This window comes from Flexivirga sp. B27 (assembly GCF_052905685.1).
On record NZ_JBPYUM010000004.1, the window covers coordinates 218,424 to 237,039 of the forward strand.

At 68.0% G+C, this 18,616-nt stretch carries 17 protein-coding genes; 8 read left to right on the forward strand and 9 right to left on the reverse strand.

What is annotated here, in order from left to right; all coding sequences use genetic code 11:
• The first annotated feature begins 22 nt into the window (after positions 1–22).
• Positions 23–754, forward strand: a complete 732-nt coding sequence (locus tag ACSZL9_RS16330; protein ID WP_446666572.1) for a class I SAM-dependent methyltransferase — start codon at positions 23–25, stop codon at positions 752–754.
• A 51-nt stretch (positions 755–805) separates the two neighbouring features.
• Here ACSZL9_RS16330 and ACSZL9_RS16335 read toward each other — a convergent pair whose 3' ends face one another.
• The 5 genes from ACSZL9_RS16335 to ACSZL9_RS16355 all read right to left on the reverse strand — a co-directional run bounded on the left by ACSZL9_RS16335 (position 806) and on the right by ACSZL9_RS16355 (position 7,017).
• Positions 806–2,806, reverse strand: a complete 2,001-nt coding sequence (locus tag ACSZL9_RS16335; protein ID WP_446666573.1) for a phosphatase PAP2 family protein — start codon at positions 2,804–2,806, stop codon at positions 806–808.
• 100 nt (positions 2,807–2,906) lie between these two features.
• The gene (locus tag ACSZL9_RS16340; protein WP_446666574.1) at positions 2,907–3,572 is read right to left on the reverse strand and encodes a hypothetical protein; all 666 of its coding nucleotides are present in this window, start codon (positions 3,570–3,572) and stop codon (positions 2,907–2,909) included.
• 6 nt (positions 3,573–3,578) lie between these two features.
• On the reverse strand, positions 3,579–4,526 hold the full coding sequence (locus ACSZL9_RS16345) for a DMT family transporter (RefSeq protein WP_446666575.1): 948 nt from the start codon (positions 4,524–4,526) through the stop codon (positions 3,579–3,581).
• Positions 4,527–5,306 carry an SDR family NAD(P)-dependent oxidoreductase gene (locus ACSZL9_RS16350; protein WP_446666576.1) on the reverse strand — a complete coding sequence of 260 codons (780 nt, stop codon included), beginning with the start codon at positions 5,304–5,306 and terminating at the stop codon, positions 4,527–4,529.
• Between the two features lie 118 nt (positions 5,307–5,424).
• Positions 5,425–7,017 (reverse strand): MFS transporter, encoded by a 1,593-nt coding sequence (locus tag ACSZL9_RS16355; protein ID WP_446666577.1) that lies wholly within the window; start codon positions 7,015–7,017, stop codon positions 5,425–5,427.
• A 122-nt stretch (positions 7,018–7,139) separates the two neighbouring features.
• Between ACSZL9_RS16355 and ACSZL9_RS16360 the strand changes: the two genes are divergently transcribed.
• Positions 7,140–7,826 carry a TetR/AcrR family transcriptional regulator gene (locus ACSZL9_RS16360; RefSeq protein ID WP_446666578.1) on the forward strand — a complete coding sequence of 229 codons (687 nt, stop codon included), beginning with the start codon at positions 7,140–7,142 and terminating at the stop codon, positions 7,824–7,826.
• Between the two features lie 69 nt (positions 7,827–7,895).
• Here the strand turns inward: ACSZL9_RS16360 and ACSZL9_RS16365 are convergent, their stop codons facing one another.
• Together ACSZL9_RS16365 and ACSZL9_RS16370 are read right to left on the reverse strand one after the other, a co-directional pair.
• Positions 7,896–9,911 (reverse strand): chorismate-binding protein, encoded by a 2,016-nt coding sequence (locus ACSZL9_RS16365; protein WP_446666579.1) that lies wholly within the window; start codon positions 9,909–9,911, stop codon positions 7,896–7,898.
• The gene (locus tag ACSZL9_RS16370; RefSeq protein WP_446666580.1) at positions 9,896–10,699 is read right to left on the reverse strand and encodes an aminotransferase class IV; all 804 of its coding nucleotides are present in this window, start codon (positions 10,697–10,699) and stop codon (positions 9,896–9,898) included. The genes ACSZL9_RS16365 and ACSZL9_RS16370 overlap by 16 nt, the downstream gene beginning before the upstream one ends.
• Before the next feature lie 89 nt (positions 10,700–10,788).
• Here ACSZL9_RS16370 and ACSZL9_RS16375 point away from each other — a divergent pair, with 89 nt between their 5' ends.
• The 6 genes from ACSZL9_RS16375 (at position 10,789) to ACSZL9_RS16400 (ending at position 17,042) form a co-directional block, all read left to right on the forward strand.
• Positions 10,789–12,582 carry an MFS transporter gene (locus ACSZL9_RS16375; protein WP_446666581.1) on the forward strand — a complete coding sequence of 598 codons (1,794 nt, stop codon included), beginning with the start codon at positions 10,789–10,791 and terminating at the stop codon, positions 12,580–12,582.
• Positions 12,583–12,599: 17 nt separating this feature from the next.
• The gene (locus tag ACSZL9_RS16380) at positions 12,600–13,055 is read left to right on the forward strand and encodes a MarR family winged helix-turn-helix transcriptional regulator (RefSeq protein WP_446666582.1); all 456 of its coding nucleotides are present in this window, start codon (positions 12,600–12,602) and stop codon (positions 13,053–13,055) included.
• A 138-nt stretch (positions 13,056–13,193) separates the two neighbouring features.
• A complete protein-coding gene (locus tag ACSZL9_RS16385; RefSeq protein ID WP_446666583.1) occupies positions 13,194–14,186 on the forward strand; it encodes a substrate-binding domain-containing protein in 993 nt (330 codons plus the stop codon).
• A complete protein-coding gene (locus ACSZL9_RS16390) occupies positions 14,186–15,238 on the forward strand; it encodes an ABC transporter permease (protein WP_446666584.1) in 1,053 nt (350 codons plus the stop codon). Before ACSZL9_RS16385 ends, ACSZL9_RS16390 begins: the two co-directional genes overlap by 1 nt.
• A complete protein-coding gene (locus ACSZL9_RS16395) occupies positions 15,235–16,152 on the forward strand; it encodes an ATP-binding cassette domain-containing protein (protein WP_446666585.1) in 918 nt (305 codons plus the stop codon). The genes ACSZL9_RS16390 and ACSZL9_RS16395 overlap by 4 nt, the downstream gene beginning before the upstream one ends.
• A gap of 194 nt (positions 16,153–16,346) precedes the next feature.
• Positions 16,347–17,042, forward strand: coding sequence for a hypothetical protein (locus tag ACSZL9_RS16400; protein WP_446666586.1), 696 nt, complete (start codon positions 16,347–16,349; stop codon positions 17,040–17,042).
• A 264-nt stretch (positions 17,043–17,306) separates the two neighbouring features.
• On the opposite strand, the gene ACSZL9_RS16405 is transcribed toward ACSZL9_RS16400, so the two are convergent.
• Both ACSZL9_RS16405 and ACSZL9_RS16410 read right to left on the reverse strand, forming a co-directional pair.
• Positions 17,307–18,221, reverse strand: a complete 915-nt coding sequence (locus ACSZL9_RS16405) for an NYN domain-containing protein (protein ID WP_446666587.1) — start codon at positions 18,219–18,221, stop codon at positions 17,307–17,309.
• Positions 18,222–18,243: 22 nt separating this feature from the next.
• Positions 18,244–18,606 carry a MerR family transcriptional regulator gene (locus tag ACSZL9_RS16410; protein WP_446666588.1) on the reverse strand — a complete coding sequence of 121 codons (363 nt, stop codon included), beginning with the start codon at positions 18,604–18,606 and terminating at the stop codon, positions 18,244–18,246.
• Positions 18,607–18,616 lie beyond the last annotated feature (10 nt).

Here is an 18,616-nt window from a genome sequence, read left to right on the forward strand (position 1 = left end):
CGGATCCGGCATCATCGATCGCATGAGTGACTGGACGATCGGCAACGACCCTTCGACGGTGCGGCGGCAGTATGCCGACGGGTCCCGCCTGGCGACGCGTGCGTCGTTCTGGGCGCCGTCGCCGCCAGGTGAGTCACCGCAGGACGTCGCGATCGCCGCGCTGCGCACGGGAGGAAGCCGGAAGATTCTCGAGATAGGTTGCGGTCAGGGGCAATTCGCGCAGCGCATGCAGCGTGAGCTGAACGCGGACGTGTTGGCCACCGACCAGTCGCCCGCGATGGTCGTGGCAGCGGCGGCGCGTGACGTCCCAGCCATGATCGCGGACGCAGGGCACCTTCCCTTCGATGACGACTCCTTCGACGGCGTCGTGGCGATGTGGATGCTCTATCACGTGCCCGACCTGGCACAGACCTTCAGCGAGGTCCGCAGGGTGCTGCGCCCGGGCGGTGTGTTCGTCGCCGTCACCAACGGACGCCGGCACCTCGCCGACCTGCGAGCGGCTGTCGGATTGGATGAAGCCACAACGCAATTCATGGTCGAGGACGGTGAGGAGAAGCTCTCGGCATACTTCGACCACGTCGAGGTGCACCGCACCAGCGGTCGCGCCGTCGCCGACCATGCAACGGCGCGTGACTACCTCGCGAGCTACGCGCCGAGTCTCGCCGATGCCCTCCCGCCGTATGACGGCACGCGCACCTACACGGGCTCATCCGCTGTGTTCGTGGCGAGCTCGGGGAGCGTGCATTCGGCATGACCGTACGAAGGACCACGCGTCAGCGGCCACCGGTGCTGCACTGGTGCTGCATCACTGGTGCAGGCGGTTGTCGGCCGGCGAAAGGTCAGCGAGGAGCAGCCTCTCGAGCGCCGCGGCATACGCCTGCGCATCGAGCACCTCGGCGTCGGCGACGACCGTGATGCCGAGCGTGCCGGCCCAGCTGAGCGCACCGACGGTCAGCGGTATGCCGGGGGCGGGCGGCAGGATCGGGTGCACGCGCTCGACCGGGCTGCCGGCCAGCGTGAACCGCTCAGCCGGCCCGGGCATGTTGGACACGATCGCCTGAAAATACTTGGGGCCGTAGACAGTTCGGGCGAACCAGCGTCGTCCACCGTGCGGCACGGCACGCAGCGCCGTCGCCATCACCCAACGCGATGCGAGCGCCCGCGTCGGCGTGCGCAACGCACTACTGAGCCCGCATACCTCGTCCCGTATGTCGGCCAGTGGAGCATCGCGGGCAGGCACGTCCAGGATGACTGCGCCGGTGAGATTCCCGCCGTCGTCCGAGCCGGGTGACCGAAGCATCACCGGCACCGAGACGCGGAGCCGGTCGGCGCAGCCGTGCGCGAGGTCGGGGTCGACGGTCGCCAGCGCGGAACCCGTTGCGGCCAGCAGCAACTCGGTCACTCGCATCCGGCGCGCACGGGCCGCATCGCGGACCGCGTCCAACGGCATCTCGAACGTCGCAAAACCCCGTCGTGAACTCCCGGTGGGGAGCACCGCAGCAGGTTTGCCGTCGGTCGCCAACTGCGCCAGTCCCTGTATGACGCCCGCGCCCCGCTGTAGCACCGAAGGCCCCGCACGGTCCGGAAGAGGCAACTCGTAGGGCGGCTCCAGCAGGTGCAGCAACTTGGCGACAGCGCCGATCCCGTCGGCCATGCAGTGGTGCATGACGATGCAGAACGCCACCTCGTCACCGACGCCCCGGATCAGCCACGCCCGCCACAACGGCCGGTCTCGCGGCAGTTCCTGCGCGGTCAGCTGTCCCACGAGTTCATCCAGCTCGGACAGTCCGGCGCCGTCCGGGAGCGACAGCTCGGTCAGGTGGTGCGGCCAGTCGATCGGGTCCGCCGCGACCCAGCGCGGCGACCCAGGCGCGGGCAGACGATCGGTGAAGTGCGGCAACTTGTCGAGCTGCTCGGCCAACGTGTCTCGCAGCTGTGCGTAGCTCGGTGCCGGTGCCCCCAGCAGCGCGAGTCCGCCGACATTCTGCGCGTGTCCCGGCGTCTCGACGTCCAGGAAGAACGCGTCGGACGTCGGCAACGCCACCCCCGGATGGCGCCGGCCCCACCACTCGGTCACCGCGACCGCAGCCACCACCACGACCGCGGCGCCGAGCACGTCGACGACGTAGTGGTTGGCGGTCGCGAGCACGACATACAACGTCAGCGCGACGTGGATCGCGCTGACGACCTGCAGCCAGCGCGCGTGCGACATACGGGCGAGCATCACGCTGACCCACAGCGCCCAGGCCATGTGCAGCGACGGCATCGCCGCGAGCTGGTTAGCGCTCGCGACGACCGGCGACCCCCACGACCCGACCGTGCCGCCGTCGGCCACCGTGTCGATGAAGCCCGGCATCATCCGGGGCGGCATCAGCGGATAGAACGCGAAACACGCGAACGCCAGCAGGTTCAGCACCACGAACGAGTTGCGCGCCTGCCGGTAGAGGTCCGGCGTCCACACGTAGGTGATCACCAGGAGCAGTGCCGCGGAGGCGATGTAGGTGGTCGCGTATTCGTAGTTGGCCGCCGTCATCAGCGCCGGATGCCCGGCGAGCCAGGCATTCAGCGAGCTCTCGACGTCCAGGTGCGCCCACTGCTCCAGCTGTATGACGCCCGTGGCGTGTGACCGGGCGGCGGTGCTGCGGGACGGACCGGACAGCGCGTCCACCAGCAGGTAGATGCCGAAGAGCGCGAGGCCGCCGACCAACTCGGTCAGCAACCGGGGACGCGGCACCCGCGGCACGGCGGGGAGCCGCAGCGACGGCAGATGCAGGTCGAGGTGGTGGTGCGGGTGAGTGGCGCTCATCGGTCACCTCCGCTTGGCCGAGTGTCGACCGTGTCCTCGGGCCGGGGGCCCCGCGAAGTATTCGGGGGAGCGCAGCGGAGGAGAAACTTCGTGGGGTGAACTAGGCGAACGAGATGGTGAAGTCCGGCATCTTCCGCAGCCGACTCCAACCCCAGGCGATGCAGACACCGACCGTCAGCAGGGTGAGCACAGTGCTGAAGACCCCGCGGGACAGCAGTGCATTGCGGGCGCCGAGCTGTAGGAACCCCATGCTCATGCCGACGTCGATCAGCCGCGACGCGCCCCACAGGATGCACACCTGCGTGAACATCCGGTGCGCCCGCTTGTCGTGGAAGAGCATCTGCGGCAACGCGATGAAGTCGCGGGCCAGGTGCTTGGTGATCGGCTTGCCGATGGCCGCGCTGCCCAGGAAGATCAGCGCCATCAGCAACGATCCGGCGATCGGCTGCAGCACATAGATGTAGATGCTCGACAGTGCCAGCGACAGCGATGTGCGCCCCACCAGCATCAGCACCGCCAGCAGCAGGGTGCGCGGCACCGACGACTGGGTCCGCAGGCGCACGGCGACGATCAGCCCGGACCACGCCAGCACCGAGATCAGGCCCCAGACCTGGCCGACGGTGGCGAGCGCGGCATACAGCAACAGCGCCGGTATGACGACGGCCTCCAGCAACATGCGTCCCGCCCGTAACGCGGAGGTGCGCACGAACTCCCGGTCGATGATCAGGGCACAGGCGCCTTGCTGTGCCGCCGGTCGCGAAGGCATGTCTCACTATGACACCGCCACCTGAGAATCGGCCGTGGTTTGGCCACGGGACAGCGGCGAGTGCGCGAGCCCGGCGATGCCGACACCGATGAGCACTGCCGTCACGGACACCGCCGCCAGCGCGCCCGCGGTGTGCGGCACCGTGACGTGGAAGCCGAAGATCCCGGCCAGGTAGCTGATGACCGGGTTGGTGATGCTCATCGCCGCCACTGCCCAGGGCAGGGTGCCGGCGGCGAAGGCCGCCTGCTCGATCAGCAGGCCGGACGCGGTCGCGACGGCCAGGCCGTAACCGGGCCAGTCCAGCGCGGTGTGCAGCACACCCGGGCCGAAGAGGTCGGTGGTCGTCAGCTTGGTGAGCACGGCGTTGCCGGCGAAGCACACCCCTGCCGCGATCGCGAGCAGCAGGCTGGTGGCCCGCGGGTCCGGGTGGGAGCGGGCGGTGATGACCAGGGTGATGACCAGGCCGGTCATGGCCAGCAGCACCCACACGACCTGCTCGCGGTTGGGGGTGCCGTGCAGCGGCGCGGCACCGCTGACCGACAGCAGCACGATCAGGCCGGCACAGATGCACAGGACGTAGATCCAGTCCTTGAGCGTGGGACGCAGCCGCCCGTGGTGGCCGAGGAGCGACGAAGGAGCGTCTCGAGGTCCCGCGACCCCGATCCCCGTCAGCAACAGCGCGAAGAGCACCTGACTGACCATCACCGGCTGCACGAGCGCAACGCTGCCGAGATGGAGCGCCGCCGCCTGGATCAGGAAGCCGACGTTGTTGATGACGAATCCGGTCAGCCACAGCTTGCGCCGGACCAGGGCCCGGACGAACGCCGAGAAGCCGTGCACCGTGGCGAGGCTGTGCTGCTCCGTGGCCTGGGATGCGGCGCGCTGCTCCAGCATCGCGGACAGTGCGAACGCGAAGGCGGCCGCACAGGCGAGCAGGAGCACCAGCCAGAGCACTCAGCGATCGCCTCCCCACCGGGTCTGCTCACCCCAACGCTCGGCAAGCCGTGTGTATGCCGCAGGCCACGCCGACCGCATCACCGGCGCGACCCGCAGAGCCTGGTCGGCATACCGCTCGGGGCGCCCGGAGGCGATCAGCGAAACAACTTGTCGGGCAACAGTTTCCACGGATTTCGGGCGCGGTCTGCTGCGGGCGTATGGCGTGCCGCGATGGGTGAAGAAGTCGGTGTCGACGACGCCCGGCACAAAGGTGCTCACCTCGACGCCGGTGCCGGCGGCCTCGAGACGCAGTGACTCGGCGAAGGTGTCCAGGCCGGCCTTCGTCGCGGCATACACGGCCTCGCCCGCGACACCGGTGCGGCCGGCGATGCTGGTGACGAAGCACAGGTGACCCCGCCCTCGCTCGACCATCGCCGGCAGCACCGCGCGGGAGAGGGTCATCGGCGCGACCAGGTTTGTCGTGACGAGGTCGGGGATGCGGTCGGGAGGCATCCGGTCGAAGCCGCCCTGCCAGCCGATGCCGGCGTTGTGCACGACCAGGTCGAGCCGGCCGTATGCCGCCGTCGCCTCCTCGGCGAGGCGGACCAGCTGCTCCGGGTCGGCCAGGTCTGCGACGACCGGCGCGGCACCGAGCTCGTCCGCGACGGCCCGGGTGCGCTCGCGGTCGCGGCCGTGCACGACCACGCGCACGCCGTGGTCGGCGAGTGCGCGCGCGATCTCGGCGCCGAGCCCGCCGCTGCTGCCGGTGACGAGGGCGAATCTGCCGTGGAGTCTCATCGGGACCAATTCGTCGTCATGTCCACCCCACCAACAATATTCGTTTCCTATGCCACCGGCAGCCGCCTTCCCCCCAAGATGGCCGAGCTCACCCCCAAGATGGCCGAGCTTGTCGAGGTCACGCCTGGGTTTCGACGAGCTCAACCGTCTCAGGCTCGACGACCTCAACCGCGTCGCGCACCGGCCGCCGCATGACGAGCATCACCAGCAGGAACGCGATGAAGAGCAGCAGCGCGCCGACCTCGAAGCCGCGGTTCGCGCCGGTCACGAACGTCTGTATGGCGTGCCCGCTCGCCCCGGGAGCAACCGCCGGATCCTTGCCCGCGGTCGCGAACACCGTGACCAGCACGGCCAGTCCGAGCGCGCCGCCGAGCTGCTGGGTGACGTTGACCAGACCCGATGCGACGGAGGCGTCGGAAGTGCGGACTCGCGACAACCCGGCCGTCGTGAGCGGCACGAACGCGATGCCGTTGCCGAGTGCGAAGACCACGAATGCCGGCAGCAGCTGCACATAGCTGGTGTGCGCGGTCAGTGTGGTCAGCATCAGCATGCCGATGGTCGACAGCAACGTGCCGACCGCAGCGATGGTGCGTGTCGAGTAGTGGTTGCTGATCACCCGGGCGACCAGTTGCGAGCTGAGGAAGATCGTCACCGGGAAGGGCAGGAACGCCAGCCCCGACTGCAGCGGTGACCAGCCGAGCACGATCTGCATGTATTGGCTCATGAAGAAGAACGAGCCGAGCGAGCCGGCGACCAGCATCAGGCGGGCGATGTATGGCGTGGCCCGGTCGCGATCGGCGAAAAGCCGCAGCGGCATCACCGGCGACGCGGCTCGCAACTGCACGAGCACGAAACCGGCCAGCAGTGCGACTCCGGCGCCGAAGGCGATCTCGGTGCCGGTGTCGGTCCAGCCGTCCGATGCCGCACGGATGAATCCGTAGACGACAGAGGTCATTCCGAAGGTCACCAGCAATGCGCCCGCGACGTCGACCGAGCCCCTGACTCCCTTGTCACGGGACAGTGCGCGGTAGCCGGCGGCCAGCACGGCAACGCCGATCGGGAGGTTGACGAAGAAGATCCAGCGCCAGGACGCGAGTGAGGTGAGTATGCCGCCGGCCAGCAGCCCGGTGGCTGCTCCGGAGGCCGAGACGACGGTGTACCAACCGATGGCACGGGTCTGTTCCTTGCCCGGCTGGTAGAGCGACATCAGGATCGCCAGGGCCGATGGCGCCGCGAAGGCGGCACCGACACCCTGCAGTGCGCGGGCCGCCAGCAGCAGAGCCTCGCCCTGGGCGACTCCGCCGATGAGGGAGGCGGTGACGAAGACCGCCATACCGGCCAGGAAGGTGACCCGGCGGCCGAGGATGTCGCCGGCGCGTGCACCGAGCAGCAACAGGCCGCCGAAGGCCAGCGTGTAGGCGTTGACGATCCAGGACAGCGAGGTGGAGCTCATCTGCAGATCGACGCCGATGTCCGGGAGCGCGATGTTCACGATCGCGGCGTCGAGGACCAGCATCAGCTGCGTCACCAGGACCGCGACGAGCACCCAGCGTTTGGCGTCGCCTGCACCGGTCGTCGGTCGTATGCCTCGGATCCGGCGTATGCCGTGCATCCGGCCGCCATCGGCCGAGCGCCGAGGACCGGACAGGGAAGGTGTATCGAGATCGATTTGTTGCACAGTGGAGCGGTGTGAGTTGGTAGGAATGGTCACGAGTGAGAGTCCTTCGCGAGTGCGAGGCGTACCATGAATAGAAGCGGAGTTGATCTCCGTTTAGAACTATACGGAGGCATCCTCCGGTTTTGCAACCGGATATGCCATGAGGTGTGAGATCAATGGCCACGAGTGGCTCGGCAACGGCGGCGAAACGCACGTCCAAGACAGTGCGTGAACCCGCGGAAACCACTGTGCGCACGCCCGATTCGACTGATTTGTCGGCGCCGGCGGCGTGCAGCAAGCCGTTGCGCGCCGACGCGGCACGCAACCGGCAGAAGCTGATCGACATCGCGACGAAGGCGTTCACCGACGACGTCGACACCCCACTGGACGAGATCGCCAAGCGTGCCGGGGTCGGCATCGGCACCCTTTATCGGCACTTCCCGACCCGTTGCGACCTGGTGCTCGCGGTCTACGGCGACCAGGTCTCCGCGCTGGAGGAGCGCTCCTACGACCTGCCCAAGGAGCTCGAGCCCGGCGAGGCGCTGCACGAGTGGATGCGCGGTTTCGTCGGCTACTACGCGGTCAAGATGGGCCTGATCAACCTGCTGCGTTCGATGATGCAGGGCAACCCGCAGACCTTCGAGTCGGCCCGCAACCGGATGCGTGAGTCCGCCGAGCGCGTCCTGCAGCCGGCCATCGATGCCGGTGTCGTCCGCCCCGACGCCACCGCGGCCGAGCTCACCCGCGCCCTCGGCGGCGTCTGCCTGGCGTCGTCCACGCCGGAGGGTCAGGAGACCTCTCTCGCCGTCGTCGACCTGATCTACGACGGCCTGCGCTTCGGTGCGCCGCGAAATGGCGGTTGAGGAGCAGTGAGGGACGAGCTGCACGGAGCTGGTTGAGGAGCGGTGAGGAACGAGCCGCGTCTCGAAACCTCACTCCGTGGCCATGGCACGCAGCATTGACTGCGCCTTGTCCAGCGTCTCCTGCCACTCCGCCTCGGGGTCGGACAGTCGGGTGATCGCACCGCCGACGCCGAGCACGAAGTGGTCGCCGGTCAGTTGCACTGTGCGGATCGCGACACTCAGCGTGGCGGCTCCGTCCAGTCCGAGCAGCCCGATGGAGCCGGAGTAGACCCCGCGTCGCTCCGGCTCAAGCCGGCCGAGGATCTGCACCGACCGCTCCTTGGGCGCACCGGTCATCGATCCGGGTGGGAATGCCACGCGCACCAGATCGAGCGCATCGGTGCCGACGGGCAGGTCGCACTCGATCGTGCTCACCAGTTGTATGACGGTCGGGAAGTGCCGAACGCCATACAGCTCAGTGACTTTCGTGCTGCCCGGCACCGCCACCCGGTTGAAGTCGTTGCGGACCAGGTCGACGATCATCAGATTCTCGGCACGGTCCTTACGTGCGGTTGCCAGCTCAGCGGCGCTCGCGGCATCTGCGGCGGCGTCGCCGACAGCCGGCCGGGTGCCCTTGATGGGAGCGCTGCGTGCATGACCCAGCGCGTCGACCTGCAGGAAGAGCTCCGGCGAGCCGGACACGATCACCCGCTGGTCGTCGATGCGCAGGTATGCCGCGTGCGGCACCGCACCGGACGCGCGCACCACGGTGAAGAGTCGCAACGGGTCGCCGGCGAACGTCCCGTAGATCCGCCGCGTCAGGCACAACTCGTAGGACTCGCCACGGGCGATGGCCTCCTGGCATTCGCCGATCAGCCGCAGATATTCGGCACGTCCGGCCACCTCCTCAACAGACGGCTGAGCGGCGCCAGCCCTCGCCGATATGTCGGCAGGCCCCTCGCCGCCACGCAACAGTGCTTCCGTCTCCGAGAACCATCCGTCCAGCACATCGACCGAGCCAACGTCCGCCGGATCATCGAGTCCGACCAGCCAGCAACGGTTCTCGTCGTCGATGACGACCGCGCGGTCGATCAGCACCCACCAGGCGTCGGGCCATTCGTCGGACCCGTGCGGGTGCGGCAGGTCGAGGCCGAGCTGCTCGACGCCGAGCTCGTAGCCGAAGTAGCCGGCATACCCGAGCGTCAGGCCGGGGTCATCTCCGACGCGGTCGACCCGACTGATCGCTGCCCGGATTCGCCGCTGCAGCGTGTCCAGGATGCCGGTGGGCAGCTGCGTGGACGCGCCGCCCCGCAGCACTCGGACCCCACGCCCGCAGACACTCCTCAACCGGTGGGAGAAGTGCGGATCTGCCCACCCCACAACGGTGTACGGTCGTCCGTTGCTGCCGACGATGCCGTCGAGCACGACGTCCGGCGTCCCTTCGCACCGCTCAAGGACCGCCTCCGGCGCCAGCCGGTCCGCCAGCCGGACCGACCGCTGGCGGGTCGGCATCGGGATCGTCGCGGCATCGTCGGCCGACGCGGCGAGCCGCAGGAAATTGCCGATCAGCGTCGAGCCGAAGCCACTCTCGATCGACTCGGGGTGGAACTGCACGCCCCACCGCGGCCGCCCGGCGACCCGCAGCGCCATCAGCGTGCCGTCTGCGGCGTACGCCAGCGGCACGATAGGCGCGACGACCGAAGAGACCGCCAGGCTGTGATAGCGCACAACTTCGAATTCCGTTGGTATTCCGTCGAACAACGCATCACCGGTGTGCTCGACGGTCGAGACCTCGCCGTGCACCGGGTGGGCCGACTGCGCGACGTTGCAGCCGTGCAGCAATGCCAGCAACTGATGCCCGAGACACACCCCCAGCACCGGCATGTCGCTGTGCTGCAACACTTCCCGCGACGAGCCGACGTCGGACGCGATCGCCGGATGCCCCGGACCCGGGGAGATCACCACCGCGTCGAAGCGGGATGTCCAACCCAGTGGCAGCGGGTTGTCATTGCGCACGACTTCCGTTGTGACATCCGGGAATTCGCGCATCAGCTGCACCAAATTGTGGGTGAAACTGTCGTGGTTGTCGATCAGCAGGACGCGCACGGAAGCCGCATTCCCTCCGGCAGCAACGCACTGACAGGTCCGCGAGCACGCTCGATTGCGGCCTGGAGTCGGTCACGAAGCTGCGGATTCGGTTGGTATGTCGTGCTGTTCACCCGATCCACCACTCGCACGCCGTGCAGCGCGGACAGCGTGTAGGCGGCGGGTGCGGCCAGCAGATGCGACGCGGTGACGGTGGCCTGCCGGACCGGCCGGTCGGCATACTCCCGCAGCACGTCCAAGGTGACGCTGTCCAGCCGCGGTGCGTCGGGGACCACGAGTTCACCGCGCTGTGCGATGACCACGGTGGCGAAGACCGCCTCACTCAGTGAGCCGTCGGGCGTGGAGAGGACCTGGTCGTCATACCCGGCGTCCGTCGCCTGCTGATGCGCATACTGCTGCGAGAGATAGTCGAACCCCTTGATGTCCGGGCGTTTTCGCGCGTCGCGCAGACCCGCCAGCAGCAGCGTCGTGCTGGTCCGCAGCCGTTCCACGGGAAACGGCCGGACCAGCAACCGCAGGCCGTCGGCGGTCCAGACGAACCCAGGGAACCACGAGCCGGTGGTCGGCAGGTGCCCCAGGCCGTGGTCGTATGCCGCCCCCGACTCGGCCGGGTCGATCCCGAAGACCTCGCGCACATGTGCCGTGAAACGGGTCCGGTGCCGGTCGATCCCGATGCCCGTGCCATCGGACAGGTGCCAGGAGTCGAGCACGATCGACCCGGACCGGGCCAGGTCGACCACAGTCCGATCGCTGAGCAGCAGGCAACCCGCCCGCGGGGGTGACGTCATGCCTGATGGGTAGCACACCGTGGGACCCCGCGAGACCAGCGGTGTAAATTTGATTAGCAAAGGCTAAGTAAGTATTTGAGGAGACACGCATGGCCGATGAGCCATCCGCCGGACAACGCACGGCCCGACGGGCGAAGGCTGCCGAGCGAGCAGCCCGCGAGACCGCCAGCCCGCACTACAAATGGATCGTCCTGTCCAACACCACGCTCGGTGTGCTGATCGCCACGATCAACTCCTCGATCCTGTTGATCGCACTGCCGGACATCTTCCGCGGCATCAAGATCAACCCGCTGGCGCCCGGCAACACCAGCCTGCTGCTCTGGCTGATCATGGGCTACATGGTCGTCACGGCCGTGCTCGTCGTCGGGCTCGGCAGACTCGGCGACATGTACGGCCGGGTGAAGATCTACAACGCCGGCTTCGCGATCTTCACCTTCTTCTCGATCATGCTGTCGATCACCTGGATGCACGGCACGGCCGCGGGTCTGTGGCTGATCGCCATGCGCATCCTGCAGGGCATCGGCGGCGCGATGCTGATGGCCAACTCGAGCGCGATCATCACCGACGCCTTCCCCTCCAACGAGCGCGGTCTCGGCCTCGGCCTGAACATGGTCGCCGGCATCGCCGGATCGTTCATCGGCCTCATCGTCGGCGGCCTGCTCGCTCCGGTCGAGTGGCACCTGGTCTTCCTGGTGTCCGTGCCGATCGGGCTCTTCGGCACGGTCTGGGCCTATCTGCGCCTGCACGACACCGGTGTGCGCAAGCACGCGACGATGGACTGGTGGGGCAACGCGACGTTCGCCGTCGGCCTGATTGCCGTCCTGGTGGGGATCACCTACGGCATCCAGCCGTATGCCGGGCACACGATGGGCTGGACCAACCCGTGGGTGCTGGCCGCGCTGATCGGCGGTGCCGTCGTGCTCGCGATCTTCGCCTGGGTGGAGACACGCGTCGCTGAGCCGATGTTCCGGCTCGATCTCTTCCGGATCCGGGCGTTCACCTTCGGCAACTTCGCCAGCCTGCTCGGCGGACTGGGCCGCGGCGGCCTGATGTTCATCCTGATCATCTGGCTGCAGGGCATCTGGTTGCCGCGCCGGGGTTACAGCTTCGAGTCGACACCGCTGTGGGCCGGCATCTTCATGCTGCCGATGACCATCGGCTTCCTGGTCGCGGGGCCGGTGTCGGGCTGGTTGTCCGACCGCTTCGGTGCGCGGGTCTTCGCGACCGGCGGCATGGTCGTCGCGGCAGGCAGCTTCGTCTGGCTGTGGGCGCTGCCGGTCAACTTCGACTACTGGCAGTTCGCGCTCGCGCTGCTGATCAACGGCCTCGGCATGGGCCTGTTCGCCGCACCGAACCGCACCGGCATCATGAACAGTCTCCCGGCCGGCCAGCGCGGGGTCGGCGCCGGCATGAGCACGGTCTTCCAGAACTCCGCGATGGTGCTGTCGATCGGCATTTTCTTCTCGCTGATGATCGCGGGCCTGTCCGGCTCGCTGCCCGACGCGGTCATGCACGGGCTGACCGAGAACGGCGTCCCGCACGACTCCGCGGCGCAGGTCGCCTCGCTGCCGCCGGTCGGTGTGCTCTTCGCGTCCCTGCTGGGTTACAACCCGATCGAGTCGCTGCTCGGCCCGCACACGTTGCACCAGCTGCCGCCGGCGACGCAGGCGCACCTGACCGGGCACGAGTTCTTCCCGTCGCTGATCTCCGGGCCGTTCGCCGACGGCCTCGGGGTGGCCTTCACCTTCGCGATCGCCGCGTGCCTGATCGCCGCGTTCGCCTCGGCGTTCCGCGGCGGCAAGTACGTCCACCAGGACGACGACGAACCGTTGGACGGCGACTCGCAGACCCCCGCCGAACTGCTTGCCGAGGGCGCGGAGTGACCAAGGCGGAGCCGCCGGTGACCGCCGACTCGGTGGGCGAGCTCGCCGGGGGACTGCGCACGGTCGTCAACCGGCTGGCTTACGCGCTGCGCACGCCCGTTGCGCGGGACGGCATCACGCCCACCCGGCTGGCCGGGCTGATGGTGCTGAAGAAGCACGGGCCACTGCGTCCGAGCGGCCTGGCCGAACGCCTCGACATCACCGCCGCCAGCGCGTCCCGGCTGATCGACATACTCCTCGACGGCGGGTGGGCGCAGCGTGCCCCGGATCCGGCCGACGGACGCGCCAGCCTGCTCAGCCTGAGCCCGCAGGGCGCTGCGACCTTGGAGAAACTACGTCGCGAAGGCACCGGCGAGCTCGCGACCGGGATCGAGGAGCTGACCGCCGACGACCGGGCCGCCCTGGCTGCCGCACTGCCGGTCCTGGTCGCTCTCGCCGACGGCTATCTCGCTCGGGCGGACGGCGCTCACTGAGTCATCCGCCGTGGCGCCGCTGTATGGCGCCGATTCTTCGGCATACTCACGCTTGATGGACACGCCGAGTAACATCGGCGCGATATATCAACTCGATACATGTCGAGTCATGCGGATGCCATGGAAGGGCGAGGACTCGTGAGGACGAACAGCACGCACGTGCGGCTGGCTGCAGTGGCGGTCATCGGCGCCATGGCACTGGCCGGGTGCAGCAGCACCGGCGGCAAGAAGGCCACCGAGGAGCAGAACGCCAAGGGCGGGCACGCCAACACGCCGCGCTTCACCGCCGCGCTGATCACCCACTCCGCACCGGGCGACACCTTCTGGGACATGGTCCGTAAGGGCGCGCAGGCGGCCGCGGACAAGGACAACATCAAGCTGGAGTACTACTCCGACCCGGACGCCGCCAAGCAGGCGAGCCTGGTGCAGGCCGCGGTCGACAAGAAGGTCGGCGGCATCGCGGTGACCTTGGCCAAGCCCAACGCGCTGCGGAAGGCCGTCAAGAACGCCACCGCGGCCGGCATACCCGTCGACGGGCTCAACTCGGGCACCGACCAGATGGGCCCGATGGGGTTGATCGGCTTCTTCGGGCAGGACGAACTCGTCGCCGGCCAGGCCGCCGGCGACCGGCTGAAGAAGGCCGGTGCCAAGCAGCCGATCTGCATCATCCACGAGCAGGGCAACGTCGGCCTCAACGATCGCTGCAAGGGCGTCAAGGAGAAGGTGCCCAGCACCAAGGTCGTCTACGTCAACGGCGCCGACCTGCCCTCGGTGCGCTCCACGATCACCGCCACGCTGCAGGAGAACAAGAAGATCGACTGGATTGTCGGCCTGCAGGGTGACGTCTCGCTGAATGCCGTCAAGGCGGTCAAGTCGACCGGCTCGAAGGCGAAGGTCGGCACATTCGACACCAACCCGGGCATCGTCAAGGCGATCCAGGACGGGACGGTGCAGTTCGCGGTCGACCAGCAGCCGTGGCTGCAGGGCTACCTGGCGATCGACGCGCTGTGGTTCTACCGCAACAACGGTGACACCGTCGGCGGCGGCAAGCCGACGCTGACCGGCCCGGCGTTCGTCGACAAGAGCAACGTCGACAAGATCGCCGACTACGCCAAGAAGGGCACCCGCTGATGTCCAGCGCGGTCTCCACCACCGACACCCGCACGGCACCGAGATCGCCGATCGCGGCGCTGCTCGGCAAGCCAGAGATCGGCGCGCTGATCGGCGCGATCGCGGTCTGCGTGCTCTTCCTGTCGGTCGCGCCGGCCTTCCGCGGGCTGGCCAACGTCGGCACGATCCTCTACCAGTCGTCCGCGATCGGCCTGATGGCCGTCCCGGTCGCGCTGCTGATGATCGGCGGCGAATTCGACCTGTCCGCCGGCGTCGCCGTCACCAGCTCGGCGCTCGCGGCCTCGATGCTCGCGTGGGAGTTCAACTTCAACGTCTGGGTCGGCATCCTGCTGGCGCTCGGCGTCTCGCTGCTGGTCGGCTTCGCCAACGGTTGGCTGCTGCACCGCACCCGGCTGCCCAGCTTCCTGGTCACCCTCGGCACCTACTTCGTGCTGCAGGGCGCCAACCTCGCCGTGCCACGGCTGATCGACAACAACGTCACCTCGCCGAAGATCGACGACATGGAGGGATTCGACTCTGCCCACGCGGTTTTCGCCTCCAGCCACACCTTCTTCAAGTCCGACTCCTTCGAGGGCATCACGATCAACGTGTCGGTGCTCTTCTGGGTCGTCGTGACGGCGATCGCGGCGGTCGTGCTGACCCGAACCCGCGCCGGCAACTGGATCTTCGCCGCCGGCGGTGACGCCGAAGCCGCCCGCGCCAGCGGTGTGCCGGTGGTGCGGACGAAGATCGGGCTCTTCCTCTTCGTCGGCTTCTGCGCGTGGCTGCTCGGCATACACACGCTGCTCAACTTCGACACCGTGCAGTCCAACCAGGGCGTCGGCAACGAGTTCATCTACATCATCGCCGCGGTCGTCGGCGGCTGCCTGCTCACCGGCGGCTTCGGCTCGGTGATCGGCGCCTCGATCGGCGCGCTGATCTACGGCATGACCAACCTCGGCATCACGTATGCCGGCTGGAACGTCGACTGGCTGAAGACCTTCCTCGGGATCATGCTGGTGCTCGCGACGCTGATCAATATGTGGGTACGACGACAGGCGGAACGCCGATGACTGACGAAAAGCAAGCTGGTCGAGTGCCGGAGGACAAACAAGCTGGTCGAGTAGCGACGAGCGACGACACCCAAGCTGGTCGAGTAGCGGCGAGGGACGAGCCGCGTATCGAGACCACGGGCCCTACCGAGACCCCCGACGACACCACTCCTGTCATACGCCTCGACGGTGTCTGCAAGACCTACGGCACCGTCCGCGCGCTGACCGACATCGACCTGTCGGTGCGCGTCGGCGAGGTGACCTGCGTGCTCGGCGACAACGGCGCCGGCAAGTCGACACTGATCAAGATCATGGCCGGGCTGCACGAGCACACGTCGGGCACGATGCTGGTCAGCGGGAAGCCACGGAAGTTCGGCAGCCCGCGTGAAGCGGTCGAGGCGGGCATCGCGACGGTCTACCAGGACCTCGCCCTCGCACCCCTGATGTCCGTATGGCGCAACTTCTTCCTGGCCAACGAGCTCCGCAAGGGTCCGCTGCGCCTGTTGGACGCCGACCGGATGAAGCAGATCACCCGGGAGGAGCTGGCCAAGATGGGCATCGACCTGTCGGACGTCGATCGCCCGGTCGGCTCGCTCAGCGGTGGGCAGCGACAGTGTGTCGCGATCGCGCGGGCCATCTACTTCGGCGCGAAGGTGCTGATCCTGGACGAGCCGACCGCGGCGCTGGGTGTGAAGCAGTCCGGGGTGGTGCTGAAATACGTTGCCCGTGCCGCGAATTCGGGCCTCGGCGTCATCTTCATCACCCACAATCCGCATCACGCCTACCTCGTGGGTGACCACTTCGTCATCCTCAAGCTCGGCGAGATGTCGCTGGACGCAGAGCGCGACGAGATCACCGTCCAGCAGCTGACCGAGCAGATGTCCGGCGGTGACGAGCTCGCCGAGCTGCGTCACGAACTGCGCGAGGACGCCTGACCGCGCTCGTCGACTGACGCAATAAACACCGACTGACGCAGTTGCAACTGCGTCAGTCGGTGTCAATTGCGTCAATGGCGGGTGCGCCCGTGATCGAACGACGGGCCGAGTCGTGACATTCGGCACGGGCGCGGGCGGCGGTCCCGGCATACCGTGGATGTCATCGTCGAGGACACGCCAGAAAGGGCACGGCAATGGGATCGATCCGTCTGCACCGGTCACAGTGGTGGCTGCTGATCCCGCTCGGGTGGGTGCTGGTCGGCATCGTCGGACACTGGCTGGTCTTCCCGATGGTGCTGCTGACGATCTTCATCGGTGGCGGCTTCTCCCGCTCGTGCGGTGGCACACGCAAGTTGGACCGCCGGCGTGAGCGCCTGGAGCACCGGCAGGAGCGGTATGACGCCCGCCGCGGACAGTGGGACCGGCAGCACACACCGGCGCAGCAGCGGCCCGTCGACCTGAGCAAGCCGGCACCTGCTGCGGCCCCGCAGGAGTCGCTGGCGACCCTGGCCGCCTCGCCGCGTGTGCCGGCCGACGTGCGTGAGCGTGCCCAGCGCCTGGACCGCGAATGCGTCAGCACGCTGACCTACCTGCGCGAGCACGGCGCACCGACCGAGCAGGTCTTCCAGGTGGAGCAGATCCACACCGACTTCGGGCCGCAGGCCGTGCGTTCCTACCTTGCGCTGGCCCCCGGCACCGCCGACACGACCGAAGTGCTCGACGGCAAGACCGGGCACCAGCTGATCGTCGAGCAGCTCGACCTGCTGCTCGAGCAGATCTCCGCACATCTGCATCGCGCGGCCCGGCTCGGCAGTGACCAGCTGCTGGCCAACCACCGCTTCCTCACCGAGAAGTTCGGACACGGAGGGGACTCGGAGCTCACCATCTGAGCGACGACGACGTATGGCGCGGCATCGGGGGCCGCGCCATACGTGTGTTCTCGGCGGCCAATCGGACGTCCCGGAGCACCCGGTCCCGGTCATATCTCGACCCAGTGTCGATCTGTGGCTGGTTCGGAGGGGCGGAGCCGGTCATATCTTGACCCAGTGTCAGCTCGTGAGGGGACGCGAGGAGTAGATGACGTGCGGCACCGGGTCCTTCGAATCCTGTATGTCGCTCAGCGTCAGTCCGGCGACCTGTGCGGTCGTGCTCCGTCACCGCAGCCGGACCGAGAGTTGCCCGTTGAGCTGCTTGGTCTCGACCACGTCGTCACGGCTCTCCAGGAACGCGCGGAACGACGAGAAGCCGAGCGACTTCTCCTTGAACGTCGAATCCAGCCGCTGCATCTGCGGTTTCAGGCTCGCCGAGTGCTGCCAGCCGTCGTCGCTCTTCTCCGCTCCGATCTGCAGGGCACGCCGCAGTAGGGCGGTGGCCTGCTCCTGCTTGGTCTTCGGGCGCTTCGGCGCCTTGGTCTTCGCGGTCTTCTTGGCAGGCTTCGCCGGCGCCGCACCGCGGTCGGTCACCTCGGCGTCGTTCCCGTCGGACCCGTTGCCATCGCTGTCGGCCTGCTCGTCCGCGACGCCGGGCAGGTCGCCATACGAGCTGAAGTCGTCGCACGCGGCGACCAGCGCCCGGCTGGTCGAACCGGTGACGCCGATGCCGACCACGTAGCGGCCGAGCGACTTGCAGCGCTGCGCTAGCGCGATGTAGTCCGAATCGCCAGCAACGACAACGACATGCGTGATGTCGTCGTGCTGGAAGAGGTCATTGACGGCGTCGATCGACAGCCGTATGTCGGCACCGTTCTTGGTCCCCGACGTCATGAAGAGCTGCACCAGATCGATCGCGCGGTCGACCAGTTGCTGCTTGTATGCCGCGTTCGCCGGCACCGACCAGTCGGCATACGCCCGGGTGAGCGCGACGGTGCCGAAGGACGACGCGTAGTCGATGATCGCGCCCAGGTCGACCTCCGCCTCGTCGAGCCGTTGGGCGACCTCGTCACCCGACGTGCTCGGCCGGTGGTGCCGGGCACCGTCCTTGTGCCAGCGGCCGGACCCGTGCACGGCGTCGTAGCGGGAGATCACGACGTTGTCGAAGTCGATGTAGACCGCGACTCTCTGCCTGCTCATGTGCCGACCTTAGAGCCTGACCTCAGCCGACAGGTGCTGCTTCGGCAGCGGCGATGACGCCGGAGAGTATGTCGAGCGACGTGTCCAGTTGCGCACGGCACTGCTCCAGCCGGTCACGCTCGACCTCCAACTCCGTGCGCAGGTCCGCGCACGGCGTCGCGCGGCCACCGACGAGTGCGACGCACGGCAGCAGGCGCTCGATGGTTGCGGTGTTGATCCCGGCAGCGATGAGCGTGCGGATGATCGCCACCGCGTCGACGGTCTCAGGCGCGAAGTCCCGATAGTTGCCCGTCGTGCGCCGCGCGGTGATCAGACCCCGCTGCTCGTAGTGCCGCAACGAGCGCACGCTCGCTCCGGTCCGCTCGGACAGTTCGCCGATCCGCATGACTGCTCCC

Excerpts from the sequence above, each read along its gene's own strand:
- ACSZL9_RS16330 (WP_446666572.1), top strand. The coding sequence starts at position 23 with ATGAGTGACTGGACGATCGGCAACGACCCTTCGACGGTGCGGCGGCAG.
- ACSZL9_RS16335 (WP_446666573.1), bottom strand. The coding sequence starts at position 2,806 with ATGAGCGCCACTCACCCGCACCACCACCTCGACCTGCATCTGCCGTCG.
- ACSZL9_RS16340 (WP_446666574.1), bottom strand. The coding sequence starts at position 3,572 with ATGCCTTCGCGACCGGCGGCACAGCAAGGCGCCTGTGCCCTGATCATC.
- ACSZL9_RS16350 (WP_446666576.1), bottom strand. The coding sequence starts at position 5,306 with ATGAGACTCCACGGCAGATTCGCCCTCGTCACCGGCAGCAGCGGCGGG.
- ACSZL9_RS16360 (WP_446666578.1), top strand. The coding sequence starts at position 7,140 with ATGGCCACGAGTGGCTCGGCAACGGCGGCGAAACGCACGTCCAAGACA.
- ACSZL9_RS16370 (WP_446666580.1), bottom strand. The coding sequence starts at position 10,699 with ATGACGTCACCCCCGCGGGCGGGTTGCCTGCTGCTCAGCGATCGGACT.
- ACSZL9_RS16375 (WP_446666581.1), top strand. The coding sequence starts at position 10,789 with ATGGCCGATGAGCCATCCGCCGGACAACGCACGGCCCGACGGGCGAAG.
- ACSZL9_RS16390 (WP_446666584.1), top strand. The coding sequence starts at position 14,186 with ATGTCCAGCGCGGTCTCCACCACCGACACCCGCACGGCACCGAGATCG.
- ACSZL9_RS16395 (WP_446666585.1), top strand. The coding sequence starts at position 15,235 with ATGACTGACGAAAAGCAAGCTGGTCGAGTGCCGGAGGACAAACAAGCT.
- ACSZL9_RS16400 (WP_446666586.1), top strand. The coding sequence starts at position 16,347 with ATGGGATCGATCCGTCTGCACCGGTCACAGTGGTGGCTGCTGATCCCG.
- ACSZL9_RS16405 (WP_446666587.1), bottom strand. The coding sequence starts at position 18,221 with ATGAGCAGGCAGAGAGTCGCGGTCTACATCGACTTCGACAACGTCGTG.
- ACSZL9_RS16410 (WP_446666588.1), bottom strand. The coding sequence starts at position 18,606 with ATGCGGATCGGCGAACTGTCCGAGCGGACCGGAGCGAGCGTGCGCTCG.